Annotated in this window: 10 protein-coding genes; 4 read left to right on the top strand and 6 right to left on the bottom strand. The window is 57.3% G+C overall.

Annotated features, from left to right (window positions below; translation table 11 throughout):
• The first annotated feature begins 77 nt into the window (after positions 1-77).
• Positions 78-1,730: a sulfatase-like hydrolase/transferase gene (locus tag GYM47_RS00050; protein ID WP_139526180.1), complete on the top strand. Its 1,653-nt coding sequence runs from the start codon at positions 78-80 to the stop codon at positions 1,728-1,730.
• Here GYM47_RS00050 and waaF read toward each other — a convergent pair.
• Both waaF and rfaD read right to left on the bottom strand, forming a co-directional pair.
• A complete protein-coding gene (gene waaF, locus GYM47_RS00045) occupies positions 1,727-2,737 on the bottom strand; it encodes a lipopolysaccharide heptosyltransferase II (protein ID WP_139526179.1) in 1,011 nt (336 codons plus the stop codon). The two genes, GYM47_RS00050 and waaF, sit on opposite strands and share 4 nt — an antisense overlap.
• Positions 2,730-3,686, bottom strand: coding sequence for an ADP-glyceromanno-heptose 6-epimerase (gene rfaD, locus GYM47_RS00040; protein ID WP_139526178.1), 957 nt, complete (start codon positions 3,684-3,686; stop codon positions 2,730-2,732). The genes waaF and rfaD overlap by 8 nt, the downstream gene beginning before the upstream one ends.
• Positions 3,687-3,795: 109 nt before the next feature.
• Between rfaD and glyQ the strand changes: the two genes are divergently transcribed.
• The 3 genes from glyQ to gmhB all read left to right on the top strand — a co-directional run bounded on the left by glyQ (position 3,796) and on the right by gmhB (position 7,560).
• On the top strand, positions 3,796-4,767 hold the full coding sequence (glyQ, locus tag GYM47_RS00035) for a glycine--tRNA ligase subunit alpha (RefSeq protein ID WP_153843618.1): 972 nt from the start codon (positions 3,796-3,798) through the stop codon (positions 4,765-4,767).
• Positions 4,767-6,833: a glycine--tRNA ligase subunit beta gene (gene glyS / locus GYM47_RS00030; RefSeq protein WP_153843619.1), complete on the top strand. Its 2,067-nt coding sequence runs from the start codon at positions 4,767-4,769 to the stop codon at positions 6,831-6,833. Before glyQ ends, glyS begins: the two co-directional genes overlap by 1 nt.
• A 166-nt stretch (positions 6,834-6,999) precedes the next feature.
• Entirely contained in the window at positions 7,000-7,560 is a 561-nt protein-coding gene (gene gmhB, locus GYM47_RS00025) for a D-glycero-beta-D-manno-heptose 1,7-bisphosphate 7-phosphatase (RefSeq protein ID WP_139526175.1), read from the top strand.
• A 114-nt stretch (positions 7,561-7,674) separates the two neighbouring features.
• On the opposite strand, the gene gyrB is transcribed toward gmhB, so the two are convergent.
• The 4 genes from gyrB to dnaA form a co-directional block, all read right to left on the bottom strand.
• The gene (gyrB, locus tag GYM47_RS00020; protein ID WP_139526174.1) at positions 7,675-10,095 is read right to left on the bottom strand and encodes a DNA topoisomerase (ATP-hydrolyzing) subunit B; all 2,421 of its coding nucleotides are present in this window, start codon (positions 10,093-10,095) and stop codon (positions 7,675-7,677) included.
• Positions 10,096-10,134: 39 nt separating this feature from the next.
• Complete coding sequence (gene recF / locus GYM47_RS00015) at positions 10,135-11,238, bottom strand: DNA replication/repair protein RecF (RefSeq protein ID WP_153843620.1); 1,104 nt, start codon at positions 11,236-11,238, stop codon at positions 10,135-10,137.
• A 102-nt stretch (positions 11,239-11,340) separates the two neighbouring features.
• Positions 11,341-12,444, bottom strand: a complete 1,104-nt coding sequence (gene dnaN / locus GYM47_RS00010) for a DNA polymerase III subunit beta (RefSeq protein WP_153843621.1) — start codon at positions 12,442-12,444, stop codon at positions 11,341-11,343.
• A gap of 60 nt (positions 12,445-12,504) precedes the next feature.
• Positions 12,505-13,974 (bottom strand): chromosomal replication initiator protein DnaA, encoded by a 1,470-nt coding sequence (gene dnaA / locus GYM47_RS00005; RefSeq protein ID WP_153843622.1) that lies wholly within the window; start codon positions 13,972-13,974, stop codon positions 12,505-12,507.

Below are 13,974 nucleotides of genomic sequence, written 5' to 3'. Positions count from 1 at the left end.
ACATGCTAACACGGCCACGGGGCGCGACTTTTGATAAGCTGACGCTTCATTTAGCACGTTCTGAAAAGGGATACAGGATGTTCGCTTCACGGTCACTCAAACTCACCCCTTGGCTACCGCTCGTCGTCATGGGTCTTAGCCTTGGCTATGCCGTCACCGTACTCACGCGTCTGCCCTGGTGGACGCTCTTTTTGATAGCAGCGGCATGGATTGGGGTGGGGCTCAAGCTGCGCTGGGGCGCGCCGATCAACGCACGCTACCGTCCAATGTGGCCATGGTCGCTGCTGCCACTTAGCCTATTCAGCGTCTATGTTTATTTGGCCGACAGCTTCGGAAACGTCGACCTCGGGGCGGTGTTTTTTCATTTACAGGCGGGCATGGCGGAGCATGGCGGGGCAGGTAAAATGCTGCTGGCACTGACCTACACGCTCACCGTGTTGGCGGTGCTGGTATCGGTGACGTGGTTGTCGCGCCACGATCAGCGCTGGCGTTTGACCGAGCGCTTCTTTGCCATCGCGCTATTGGCGGCCAACCCACTGCTCTACGGCATTGGTCAACGCAGCGCCGCGATAGTGACGGACGATGGCGCTTGGCTAGATCGACGCTATGTTGCGCCACCCACCGGCGACCAACCCAATGCACCCAACCTACTGCTGATGTACCTGGAGAGCATGGAGCGCACCTATAGCAACGAGCTATTTGGCGACGCCTACGCAGATTTAGCGGCACTGGGCGAGCGCGGGTTGGTGTTCGAGGGCATTCAGCAGATGGAGAATACGGGCTGGACCATGGCTGGGATGATCGCCAGCCAGTGCGGCGTCCCCCTCATGCCCGCCGGCCTGCTGCACGATAGTCAGTTCGAACCGCTCAGCCAAGTCGTACCCGGCGTTGAGTGTCTGGGAGACGTGCTGGCCGGTCAGGGCTACCGGCTCAGTTTTTTGGGAGGCGCCAGCACGCAGTTTGCTGGTAAAGGGCTTTTCTATCGTGGTCACCAGTTCGATACCGTCAAAGGTAAAGAAGAACTGCTACCGGATCTCGAGGATCCTGAGTATGTGAACAGTTGGGGTCTTTATGACGATACACTATACGATGTGACCGTCGACGAAATACGTCGACTGAGCGAGGAGGACGACGGTCCTTGGGCCGTGGTGAACCTGAGCATTGCGGGCCATGCGCCCAGCGGTTTTCCCTCGCAAACCTGTCTGGACCGCCAGGGCGAATTCGATGGTCAGGATATTCTCTACTCGGTAGAGTGCTCTGCGCGCCAAGCCCGAGACCTCGTTGAACGGTTAGAGCAAGAAGGACTGCTGGAAAACACGCTAGTGGTGGTACTCAGTGATCATCTCACCATGCGCGTGTCGGTGTGGGATCAGCTCACCACCTTGGATCGCGACAATACGCTCATCATGCTGGGCGAGGATATCCGTCCGCAGCGAGTAAGGCGAGGCGCCACCATGCTAGACGTTTTCCCCACGATCCTCGACGCTATGGGCCTCACATTGAACGATCACCGCGCGGGCCTTGGCGCTTCACTACTTGGCAGCCAACCCACGCTGGTCGAGATTCATGGGCTGGAGGCGCTGAATGAACGTCTACGGGAGGAGACCGCGCTGCAGCATCGCCTTTGGGACGGGCTAACCCCTCAGCGGCGTGCGCCTGAAGAGAGCGCCACCGATCAGATCATCGAAACACCCGCCGATCAAGCTGACGAAATGGAGATCATGCGCTAGGTGCGCATGGCCTGATACACCCGTTCTACGCCTAGCTCGTTCAAGCAGTTCGTATGGCCTAACGGGCAGGTACGCTGAAAGCACGGCGAACAGGAGAGCCCAAGGTAGTGGATGTCCGCGTTATCCGTTAGCGGTGGCGTATAGGCGGGCGATGACGAGCCATATAGCGCTTGGATGCGTACCCCTACCGCCGCCGCGACATGCATGAGCCCTGAATCGTTGGTAACGACCTGGCGACAGTCGGCCAAAAGGTCCACGGCATCGGCCAGCTGTGTTTTTCCGCATAAATTATGCGCATGCGGCAAGCCATTCACGATGCTCTGCCCTGCAGGGTGATCTTTCGCTCCGCCTAGCACGCGAATCTCGAAACCGTCGTCGATCAGTCTCGCAGCCAATTGATGAAAATACGCCAACGGCCACTGCTTGGCAGGACCATACTCCGCGCCGGGCATCATGCCGATGGCGGGACGAGAGGACAGCGTATGGCTCAGGCGCAAATTCACCAAGTTATCACGGTCAATGGTGAGCCGTGGCTTGGGAATCGAGAACTGCCCGCTTTGTGCCTCTTCCAATGGCAGCCCCAGCGAGACGAACCGTTTGACGGTTTGATCCAGCACCTGCTTGTCGAGCTTGCGACGCTCTTTTAGCAAGCCGTAGCGGTGCTCTCCCAAAAAACCCACGCGCTCAGGAATGCGGGCCATGAAGGGCACCAAGGCGGCCTTCCAAGAGCGCGGCAGAACGATGGCGCGATCGAAGCGACCGCGTAGCCGTGCCGCCAGCTCGCGACGGCTGGCAAGGCCAAACTCTCCGTGGCCTACCGCCAGCGGTAGCACTTCGTCCACTTGAGGCATGCGCTCTAAGATCGGCTGGGACCATCCCGGGGCGACCACACCTAGCGTGGCGCCTGGATAGCGCGCCTTCAACGTCATGAACAGACTCTGCGCCATGACCATATCGCCGACCCAGGAAGGACCGACGACCAGCAGCCGCTTGGCCGAGTTAGCCATTCAACCACTCCAAGTACGCCTTGACGCCCTGGGCGACGGTTTTGAATTCCACGTCACAACCTGCCGCACGCAGTTGGCTAATATCAGCACGCGTGTAGCTTTGGTAGCGCCCTTTCAACTCTTGGGGGAAGGGAATGTAATCGATCTCGCCCTGACCGTAAAAATCGATGACCGCTTCGCCAATCGCCTTGAACGGCTCGGCACGCCCGGTGCCCAAATTGAAGATGCCTGATGCGTGAGGGTTATCCAAAAACCAGAGATTCACATCGACCACATCGCCCACGTAGACGAAGTCGCGGCTCTGCATGCCCGCCTCATAGCCACCGTAAGCACCGAACAGCTTCAGCGTTTCGCCGTTACGGATCTGCAGATGGTTGTGATAGGCAACGCTGGCCATCTTGCCTTTGTGCTGCTCTCGCGGCCCGTAAACGTTGAAGTAGCGGAAACCTACCACTTGAGTCGTCAACTCGTTCCAGCGCGAGCGAACGTGCTGATCGAACAGTAGCTTGGAGTAGCCGTAGACGTTGAGCGGCTTCTCATGCTCCGGCGCTTCCTTGAACACCTCGCTGCCACCGTAGGTCGCCGCCGACGATGCGTACAGAAAAGGGATGCCCAGTTTTTCACAGTAGTTGAGCAGCACTTTGGAGTACTCGAAGTTATTCTCCATCATATAGTGCCCGTCCCACTCGGTGGTGTCCGAACAGGCCCCTTCATGGAAAATCGCATCGATGGTGGGCAAGTCCACCGTTTCACCACGTAGCGCGGCTTTCACGCGGGCGATGAAATCGTCTTTATCCAAGTAGTCAGCCAGCGTGCAGTCCGCCAAATTGACGAATTTGGTGCCATCGCGCAGGTCGTCGACCACCATCACATCGTCACGGCCGCGAGCATTTAGCGCTTTGACAATATTGGCGCCGATGAACCCGGCCCCGCCTGTTACCACGATCATCTCGTTCTCCTTACCAAAAGCGGCTCTTTGGCTAACGTGCCTATAACCCATCTGCCTGTGATTGTATACTTGACGGCTTATGAATTCATGGCCAACGGTGCTTTCCGCGATGAGTGTTTCGACAAACCAATCGACACCCGATGTGTCGACCTTTCAAGGCTTGATCCTTGCTCTGCAACAGTATTGGGCAGAACAGGGCTGCGTCATCCTTCAGCCCCTCGATATGGAAGTCGGCGCGGGCACCTTCCACCCCGCCACGTTCCTGCGGGCGATTGGTCCAGAAACCTGGAATGCTGCCTACGTTCAGCCTTCCCGCCGCCCAACCGACGGCCGCTATGGCGAGAACCCCAATCGCCTGCAGCACTACTACCAGTTTCAGGTGGTAATGAAGCCTTCGCCCAGCAACTTGCAGGATCTGTATCTGGGTTCGCTGAAGCGTTTAGGACTTGATCCGCTGATTCACGACGTGCGCTTCGTAGAAGATAACTGGGAATCCCCGACGCTCGGCGCTTGGGGATTGGGCTGGGAAGTATGGCTCAACGGCATGGAAGTAACCCAGTTCACCTACTTCCAGCAGGCGGGCGGTATCGAGTGCTACCCCGTCACCGGCGAGTTGACCTACGGACTCGAGCGTATCGCCATGTACCTGCAAAACGTGGAGAGCGTTTACGACCTGGTATGGGCCATCGCGCCGGACGGCAGCAAAGTCAGCTACGGCGATGTCTACCTGCAAAACGAGCGCGAGCAGTCGGCGTATAACTTCGAGCACGCCGACGTCGACCAGCTCTTTGCTGCCTTCGACCATCAGGAAAAAGAGTGCAGCAAGCTGCTGGCCGCGAGCCTCCCGCTGCCCGCCTACGAGCAGGTGCTCAAAGCGTCGCATACCTTCAACCTGCTGGATGCGCGCCACGCCATTTCCGTGACCGAGCGTCAGCGCTTCATTTTACGCGTGCGCACCATGGCGCGTGATGTTGCCACTGCCTACTTCGAGTCTCGTAAAGCAGCAGGATTCCCCATGGCCTCGGAGGAATTGCGCCGTGAACTGTTACAAGATGAGCTCGCCGAGCAGGGAGACGCATAATGGCCGTTGATACGCTTTTATTAGAACTTGGCGCAGAAGAGCTTCCGCCGACCGCGCTAGACACGCTCTCAGACGCCTTTGCCTCGGGTATCGAAAAAGGCTTACAGGACGCCGAGATTCCCTTCGAGGCGGTGACCGCCTACGCCACCCCGCGGCGCCTAGCCGTGAAGGTTACCGGACTCGCCGACAAACAGCCGGATCGCGAAGTAGAGCGTCGCGGACCCGCGCTGGCCGCCGCTTTCAAAGACGGCGTCCCCACAAAGGCGGCGGAAGGCTTTGCTCGCTCCTGCGGTGTCAGCGTGGAGGATCTGATCCATCTGGACACCGATAAAGGCACCTGGCTTGGCTACCGCGAGCAGCAGCAAGGTGACAGCGTTCAAGCGCTGCTACCGGAGATGGTGCGCAAGACGCTACACTCGCTTCCAGTGCCCAAGAATATGCGCTGGGGCGCGTCCCGCGTCGAGTTCTCGCGCCCCGTGCACTGGCTCGTGGCCCTGTATGGCAAAGACGTCATTGCAGCAGAAGCGCTGGGGCTGGAAGCCAGCCGTACCACCTACGGCCACCGTTTCCACGCGCCGGATGCCATCCAGCTCGAGCACGCCGATGACTATCTAGCGGCACTCGAGAATGCCTACGTTCTGGCCGACCGCCAGCAGCGCCGCGAGCGTATTCGTGAGCAGGTGCTCGCCGAGGCCGAGGTTCAGGAAGCCAACGCCGTCATCGATGAAGACCTGCTGGTCGAGGTGAGCGGTTTGGTGGAGTGGCCCGTGGCGCTCACCGGCAGCTTCGACGAGCGCTTCCTGGAAGTACCTGCCGAGTGCCTGATTTCCTCGATGAAGGCCAATCAAAAATACTTCCACCTGCTGGATGATCAGGGCAAGTTGAAGCCGCTGTTCATCACCATCTCGAACATCGAGAGCCAGGATCCCGACCAGGTGATCTCCGGTAATGAAAAGGTCATTCGTCCGCGCTTGGCGGATGCCGCCTTCTTCTACGATACCGACCGGAAGCAAACGCTGGGCTCACGCATACCGCAACTGGAAAGCGTAGTCTTCCAGCAGCAGTTGGGCACGTTGGCGGACAAGGCCCGCCGCAGCACGGCCATCGCCACTTTCATCGCTGAGCGCATCCAGGGTGACGTGGCTCATGCGCAACGCGCTGTGGCCCTGGCCAAATGTGATCTCGTTACCGAAATGGTGCTCGAATTCCCCGAGCTGCAGGGCATTATGGGCCGCTACTACGCCGAGCAGGATGGCGAACCGGCGGAGGTTGCCCAGGCGCTGGAGGAGCAGTATCTACCTCGCTTTGCCAGCGACGCGATTCCGCACAGTTTGACCGGCCAAGCGCTGGCTCTGGCCGACCGCCTGGATACGCTGGTAGGCATTTTCGGTATTGGTCAACGCCCCACCGGCGCCAAGGACCCCTTCGCCCTGCGCCGCGCGTCCATTGGCGTATTGAACATCCTGGTCAAAGGCGAGTTGAACCTCGACCTGCGCGAGCTGCTGCAGATCACTGCTGACCAGCACCAGAATCTCCCGAAAGCCGAGGGCCTCGTAGAAGACGTGTTGACCTATATGCTCGACCGCTTCCGCGCCTGGGGCCAGGAGGAGGGTATCTCTGCTGAGATGTATCTCGCCGTTCGTGCTCGCCCGGTGACCAAACCGCTGGATTTTGCGCGCCGCTTACGTGCCGTGAAAGCCTTCGCCCAGCGTGAAGAAGCCGCGGCATTGGCCGCTGCCAACAAGCGTGTTTCCAATATCTTGAGCAAGCAGGAGCACGACGGCAGCACCCAGGTCGACGCCTCGCTACTTCAAGAAGCGGCGGAAAAATCGCTTTTCGAAGCGGTCACGGCCAGCCAACAGCAGGTGTCGCCGCTGTTTGCCGCAGGCAATTACCAGCAGGCACTGGACGCGCTCGCCACCCTCCGCGAGCCGGTCGATGCATTCTTCGATCAAGTCATGGTCATGGCGGACGACGATGCCATTCGCCGTAACCGCCTTGCCTTGCTGGCCAGCCTGCAAGCGCTGTTCCTGGAAGTAGCCGATATCTCTCAGCTACCCCAGTAAGACGGTGAAGGATTGAGCGCATCGACTGCTCTAGAGGCACAACCGACAGCCCGGCTTTTGACAAGCCGGGCTTTCTATTGAGTAATGGAGTGTTTCACGTGAAACACTCGTTCATTGCCTCGTCAGCGCTTACGCTAAGCAGAGACGTTTTCTTGAAGGGAGCCTTATGATCACCGCTCAGCAACTCGTGATACTGGACCGCGATGGCGTGATTAATCACGACTCGGATGCCTATATCAAATCTTTGGACGAGTGGATCCCCTACCCGTCTGCCATTCGCGCGATTGCGCGGTTAACCCAGGCAGGCTTTACCGTGGCAGTGGCCACCAATCAATCCGGCATCGCTCGTGGTTACTACGATGACGCCACGCTCAGTGCCATGCACGAGCGTTTGCATACTCTGGTGCAGGCGGAAGGTGGTCATATAGCGCATATCGCTTACTGCCCTCATGGGCCAGATGATCAGTGCGGCTGCCGTAAACCACTGCCCGGGCTGTTGACCGACATACGTGACAAGCTGACGCTTCCCAGCCTGACAGGCAGTTGGATGGTGGGTGACAGCCTTCGCGACCTGCAAGCGGGTGAAGTGATGGGCTGCCGTAGCGTTCTCGTGAAGACAGGTAAAGGCGAAAAGACCCTCGCAAATGGGAACGGGCTGGAGCACGCCTTGGTCTACGCTGACTTGGCTGCATTTGTTGACGACTTATTAGCAGAGGCCTTGGATTAATCTTTCGATACGGTTTTCACGCTGGCCTTGATACTACCCATAAAAAAACCGCAGGCACTTTGCCTGCGGTTTTTGCTTTTCAATGTTTCACGTGAAACACAGTGAAGAAGCCACTTAGATGTCGAGGTTAGCAACGAGCGCGTTGGTCTCGATAAAGTCGCGACGCGGCTCCACTTCGTCACCCATAAGGGTGTTGAACATCATATCTGCTGCTACCGCATCTTCGATGGTAACCCGCAACATACGACGGCTATCCGGGTCCATGGTGGTTTCCCATAGCTGGTCCGGGTTCATCTCACCTAGCCCTTTATAGCGCTGCACAGAGAGACCACGCTGGCCTTCCTGCATCAGCCACGTCAGCACTTCAGAGAAGTGTCCAACGGGCTTCTGGCGCTCACCACGGGCGATGTAGGCGCCTTCGTCCAGCAAGCCGTTGAGGGTGTCCCCTAACCCTGCCATGGCGCGGTAATCGGCGCTTTCGAAGAAGTCCAGGCCCCACACGTATTCCGTGGTGACGCCGTGGGCAATCAGCGATACCGCCGGTAGATGCAGGCCACGCTCGGTGTCTTCTTGCAGGTAGAACTGATAGCGCGGGCCGCCCTCATAAGCCACCCTGTCGTCCATGGCTTTTTGCAGCTCGGCGATCCAGTTCTCCATGGTGACGCGATCTTTCAAGCTGGTCTCACCCTGCAACGCTGTCGCATTGACGGCTTGCTTGAGCACTTCGATGGGGTACACCCGTGCCAAGCGATCGATACGTTTCATCACGTTGCGGTACTGATTGACCAGTGCTTCCAACTGCGACCCGGTAATGCCAGGCGCGTCTGCATTGACGTGCAGCCCTGCTCCATCCAGTGCGGTGGTGGTCAGGTAATCGATCATCGCCTGCTCATCTTTCAGATAGAGCTCTTGCTTACCGCGCTTGATTTTGTAAAGCGGCGGCTGCGCGATAAAAATGTGGCCACGTTCGATAAGCTCGGGCATCTGACGGAAGAAGAACGTCAGCAGCAGCGTGCGAATGTGGGAACCATCGACATCGGCGTCGGTCATGATGATGACCGAGTGGTAGCGCAGCTTGTCAGGGTTGAACTCTTCGCGTCCAATGCCGCACCCCAGCGCCGTAATCAGCGTCCCTACTTCAGCGGAAGAGAGCATCTTATCGAACCGCGCTTTTTCGACGTTCAGGATTTTACCTTTCAACGGCAGAATGGCCTGGGTACGACGATCACGCCCCTGTTTGGCACTCCCCCCCGCCGAGTCACCCTCCACCAGGTAAAGCTCCGACTGGCTGGGGTCTTTCTCCTGGCAATCGGCTAGTTTGCCCGGCAAACCCGCGATATCCAGAGCGCCTTTGCGGCGGGTCATGTCTCTAGCTTTTCGCGCCGCCTCGCGGGCACGTGCCGCGTCCAGCATCTTGTTGACGATGGCTTTGGCTTCGTTAGGTTTTTCGATCAGGTAGTCGGCAAACAAGCGACCCATCTCCTGCTCCACCGCCGTCTTCACCTCGGACGAGACGAGCTTGTCCTTGGTTTGCGATGAGAACTTCGGATCGGGCACTTTGACGGAGATGATCGCCGTCAGGCCTTCACGGGCGTCGTCGCCCGACGTGTTCACTTTGGCTTTTTTCAGCAGGCCTTCCGCTTCGATATAGTGGTTTAGCGTACGCGTTAGCGCAGCGCGGAACCCTGCCAAGTGGGTACCGCCATCCCGCTGAGGAATGTTGTTGGTGTAACAGAAGATGTTCTCTGTGAAGGCATCGCTCCACTGCATGGCCACTTCGACTTCCACGCCATCATCACGCCCAGCGTTGAAGTGGAATACCGGGTTCAGAACGGTTTTGTTTTTGTTCAAGTGGTCAACGAAGGCTTTCAAACCACCTTCGTAATGGAACAGCTCCTCTTTGCCGCTACGCTCATCCATCAGGCGAATGGCTACACCCGAGTTGAGGAAGGAGAGCTCACGCAGGCGTTTCGCCAGAATATCGTAGTGGAATTCGATGTTGGCAAACGTCGCCGGAGACGGGCGAAAATGCACGCGGGTACCGCTTTTTTCCGTTTTGCCTACGACGCCTAGCGGCGCTTGCGGCACGCCGTGATGATAAATTTGCTCAAACACCTCCCCTTGGCGCCAAATCGTCAGGCGCAGCTCTTCGGAGAGTGCGTTCACCACCGATACACCCACACCGTGCAAGCCGCCCGATACTTTATAAGAGTTATCGTCGAACTTGCCACCCGCGTGGAGCACCGTCATGATGACTTCCGCCGCAGAGACACCCTCGCCCTCGTGTAGCTCGGTCGGAATCCCTCGACCATTATCGCTTACGGTTACCGATTCATCCGGGTGGATCACCACACGAATTTCGCTACAGTGGCCGGCCAGGGCTTCATCGATGGAGTTATCCACCAGCTCGAAAACCATGTGGTGCAGCCCGGTGCCGTCGTCGGTGTCACCGATATACATGCCTGGACGCTTACGTACTGCGTCTAGCCCTTTGAGCACCTTGATGCTTGATGAATCGTAAGCCTGCTCGCTCATTGACCACTCCGTCGTGAAGTCTGTCTCGTTCCGTGTCGTCTACCCATCTGGCTGACATTGGCTAAGCCCTTGCGTGGAGTGTTTCACGTGAAACAACTCCACGGCTGTAGAAGGCTGCCAGACGTCGCTCAGCGCGGTGGGTTCGACGCTGGTAATAAATGCTTGGCACTGCATCTCTTCGAGTAACGTGCAGAACTGGCGGCGGTTATGCTCATCTAGCTCTGCCGGTAAATCGTCAATCAAATAGATACAGTGCCGCTGTGCGGTACTTTCCAGAAGCCTACCTTGAGCAAGCTTCAATGCACTCACCACGAGCTTCTGCTGGCCTCTGGAAAGCACCTCAATGGCAGGCTGTTTATTCAGCCGGATGCGCAAATCCGCACGCTGAGGGCCTTGCTGGGTAAAGCCCATCTGCTGGTCCGTGTTACGGCTATCGTGCAGCACTTCTGCCAACGAGCGCTGTCTATCCCAACCGCGCGCATAGCGCAACGTTAAACCCGGTAGCGGCAATAGTGTCTTCAGGGTCTCATTGAATACGGGAAGAAATTCGTTAAACCATGCTTGGCGAAGCGCATCCATTTGTTCGCCCCAGAGTGCTAACTCTTGCTCCCAAACCGCTATTTCATTGGGCACTATTCTACCACGCCTGAGAAGCGCATTCCGATGTTTCACCGCACGCCGGGTCCGACGCCAAGCATCCAGAAAGTGGTGTTTCACGTGAAACACTCCCCAATCCAAAAACTCGCGACGGCCGGCGGGTGAACCTTCCAGCAAACGAAACGCATCCGGGTTGATGAGCTGTAGCGGCATGGCTTCGACGAGCTCGGCTAACCTTACGCCTTTCTCTCCCCTCAGACGTAGCTCCAGCTCACGCTGAGCACGCATACGCCTGACACCAAGCGTCACCTCAGGATCCCCCGCTAAACGTCCATATAGCGTCATATAAGGGGCGTCCATTTGAATAGCATTCTTGAGCTGACGCGTGCGAAAAGAGCGTCCCATGCCGAGGATGTGAATCCCCTCTAGCAAGCTAGTCTTTCCGCTACCGTTCACGCCATGGATCACGTTGATGCGCGATGAGGGATGAAGCGTGACTGGCGCTAAATTGCGCAGTCCCTGAAAAGTGAGTTGTGTCACGCTCATCCGTCAATGCACCTTGTAAGACCGTTCCAATCGCCAGACGTGCCCTATGCGAAAACGGCGCTTCTGCAACCAGAAGCGCCGTTCTTCATCCCATTCCTTGCGTTATAAGCGCATCGGCATCACGACGTAAAGCGCATCGCCGCCGCCCGGCTCTTCCAGCAGTGCGCTGCTATTGGGGTCGGCTAACGTCATCTGTACGCGGTCTTCATCCAATACGGAAAGCACGTCTACCAGATAACCCACGTTGAAACCGACCTCCATGGCGCTGCCATTGTATTCGACGGCGACATTCTCCTCGGCCTCTTCCTGTTCAGGGTTGTTCGCCATGACTTTGAGGTTGCCCTCCTCCAAATAGAGGCGCACCCCGCGATACTTTTCGTTGGAGAGAATGGCGGTACGTGACAGCACTTGACGAAGCTCGGCACGCTCGGCGATGAGCACTTTATCGCCGTTACGCGGCACCACGCGTTCGTAGTCCGGAAACTTGCCGTCGATCAGCTTCGACGTAAACGTGAAGTCACCCGTGTGGGCACGCACATGGGTCGAACCAAGCGTCAGGCTAACCGGCTCGTCGCTGTCATCCAGAAGACGGGACAGCTCCAAGATACCTTTGCGAGGCACGATGAGTTTTTGGGCTTGGCTCACCGCGACCTCGATAGGACGCGAGCACATCGCCAATCGGTGTCCGTCAGTAGCGACCGTGCGTAGCAGATTGCTCTGAATCTCTAACAGCATACCGTTGAGGTAATAGCGTACGTCCTGCTGAGCCATGGCGAAGGAAGTGGATTCGATCAGATGCTTGAGCGTGCCACGGGGAACGCTAAGCTCCTGACTTCCATCGGCATCTTCGATATTAGGAAACTCTGCCACAGGTAGTGTAGAAAGTGTAAAGCGCGAACGACCACTACGTAATACGGCGCGTCCCTCTTCGACGGCTAATTGAATGTCGGACTGTTCGGGCAGCGACTTACAAATATCCATCAGCTTTCTAGCCGGTACGGTTGCCGCCCCTGCTTGGTCCACTTGGCTGGCCACCGTGCGGCCTACCAGCTCGACTTCCAAGTCGGTGCCGGTCAGCGCGACCTGGTCACCTTCCACTTGAATCAAGACGTTAGAGAGCACAGGCAGCGTTTGGCGCCGTTCCACTACGCCCGCCACCAGAGTCAGCGGGCGAAGCAGCGCCTCTCGGGAAATGGTAAATTTCATCGAAACTCCGGTTTTCTATCCTGAAAGGCCTGCCGCTTGGCAGGCGTAAACGAAAAAAGGTTAACTTGTTAGCAGGCGAAGAAGATTTTTGTAATCCTCGCGAATATCCGCATTCTCTTCTTGCAGCGCTTTTACTTTTCGGCAGGCATGCAGCACGGTGGTGTGATCACGGCCACCAAACGCATCGCCAATTTCCGGCAAGCTATGATTGGTGAGCTCTTTTGCCAGTGCCATCGCCACCTGCCGGGGGCGCGCCACCGAGCGCGAGCGTCGCTTGGAAAGCAGATCCGCCACTTTGATTTTGTAATATTCAGCCACCGTGCGCTGAATATTATCCACCCCGACCTGCTTGTCCTGCAGCGCCAAAAGATCTTTCAACGATTCACGGATGAACTCTTGGGTGATGGTCTTGCCCATGAAATGTGAATCAGCAATGACTTTCTTAAGCGCACCTTCCAATTCACGCACATTAGAACGAATCTTTTGGGCGATAAAGAAAGCCGCATCGTGGGGCAGGTCCACCTTGGCCTGATCGGCTTTCTTCATCAGAATCGCCACGCGCGTCTCGAGCTCTGGCGGTTCGATGGCGACGGTGAGACCCCAGCCAAAGCGCGACTTCAGCCGCTCTTCGACACCACTGATCTCTTTTGGATAGCGATCAGAGGTCAAGATCATCTGCTGACCGCCCTCTAGCAAGGCATTGAACGTATGGAAGAACTCTTCTTGGGAGCGCTCTTTACCGGCAAAGAACTGAATGTCATCGATCAGGAGGGCATCGACACTGCGGTAGAAACGTTTGAAATCGTTGATCGCATTGAGCTGCAGCGCCTTCACCATGTCAGCCACGAAGCGCTCAGAGTGAAGATAAACCACGCGGGCATTTTCCCGACGACCTGCCAACGCATTGCCTACGGCATGCATCAAGTGGGTTTTACCCAAGCCCACGCCACCGTATAAGAACAGTGGATTATAAGCACCGCCAGGATTTTCAGACACTTGGCGAGACGCCGCACGTGCCAACTGGTTAGATTTACCTTCCACAAAGGTATCGAACGTGAAATTAGGGTTTAGGCCGCTATTGTGTTTCAAGCTGCCTTCTACCTGCACCTGACGCTCGTTGCCACGACGATGAGAGGCACTCTCTTCACGCAGCTGATCGATTTCACGCTCGTCGGCAATATCACCCCGGGGCGGGGTATGTACGGCGGGCGACGTCGGCTGAGCCGGGGCGGCTGACACCGGATTACCCAGATCGCGAGGCTGGGGAGCTGGAGCAGCGGTCCGGCGGCTACCTACCGTCAAACTGACCTTAGGGGGCTTGGAGGGTGCAAGCTCGCGCATTAATTCACTAATACGCTTGGCGTACTTATCACTCACCCAGTCGCGCACAAAGCGATTCGGCGCCAACAAGCGCAGCTCATTGGTGTCTCCTTCTTCTGCCTGCAGCGGACGTATCCAGGTATTGAACTGCTGTGAATTCAGTTCGTCCTGCAGGTAGTCCAGGCACTGTTGCCAAAGCGCGAGTGACAC

This window comes from Vreelandella piezotolerans (genome assembly GCF_012427705.1).
GTDB lineage: Bacteria > Pseudomonadota > Gammaproteobacteria > Pseudomonadales > Halomonadaceae > Vreelandella > Vreelandella piezotolerans.
This window is presented reverse-complemented; position numbering and strand designations above follow the sequence as displayed.

Bases quoted from the DNA above. Each gene is read 5' to 3' on its own strand.
- GYM47_RS00050 (WP_139526180.1), top strand. From the start codon at position 78: ATGTTCGCTTCACGGTCACTCAAACTCACCCCTTGGCTACCGCTCGTC.
- waaF (WP_139526179.1), bottom strand. From the start codon at position 2,737: ATGGCTAACTCGGCCAAGCGGCTGCTGGTCGTCGGTCCTTCCTGGGTC.
- rfaD (WP_139526178.1), bottom strand. From the start codon at position 3,686: ATGATCGTGGTAACAGGCGGGGCCGGGTTCATCGGCGCCAATATTGTC.
- glyQ (WP_153843618.1), top strand. From the start codon at position 3,796: ATGAGTGTTTCGACAAACCAATCGACACCCGATGTGTCGACCTTTCAA.
- glyS (WP_153843619.1), top strand. From the start codon at position 4,767: ATGGCCGTTGATACGCTTTTATTAGAACTTGGCGCAGAAGAGCTTCCG.
- gmhB (WP_139526175.1), top strand. From the start codon at position 7,000: ATGATCACCGCTCAGCAACTCGTGATACTGGACCGCGATGGCGTGATT.
- gyrB (WP_139526174.1), bottom strand. From the start codon at position 10,095: ATGAGCGAGCAGGCTTACGATTCATCAAGCATCAAGGTGCTCAAAGGG.
- recF (WP_153843620.1), bottom strand. From the start codon at position 11,238: ATGAGCGTGACACAACTCACTTTTCAGGGACTGCGCAATTTAGCGCCA.
- dnaN (WP_153843621.1), bottom strand. From the start codon at position 12,444: ATGAAATTTACCATTTCCCGAGAGGCGCTGCTTCGCCCGCTGACTCTG.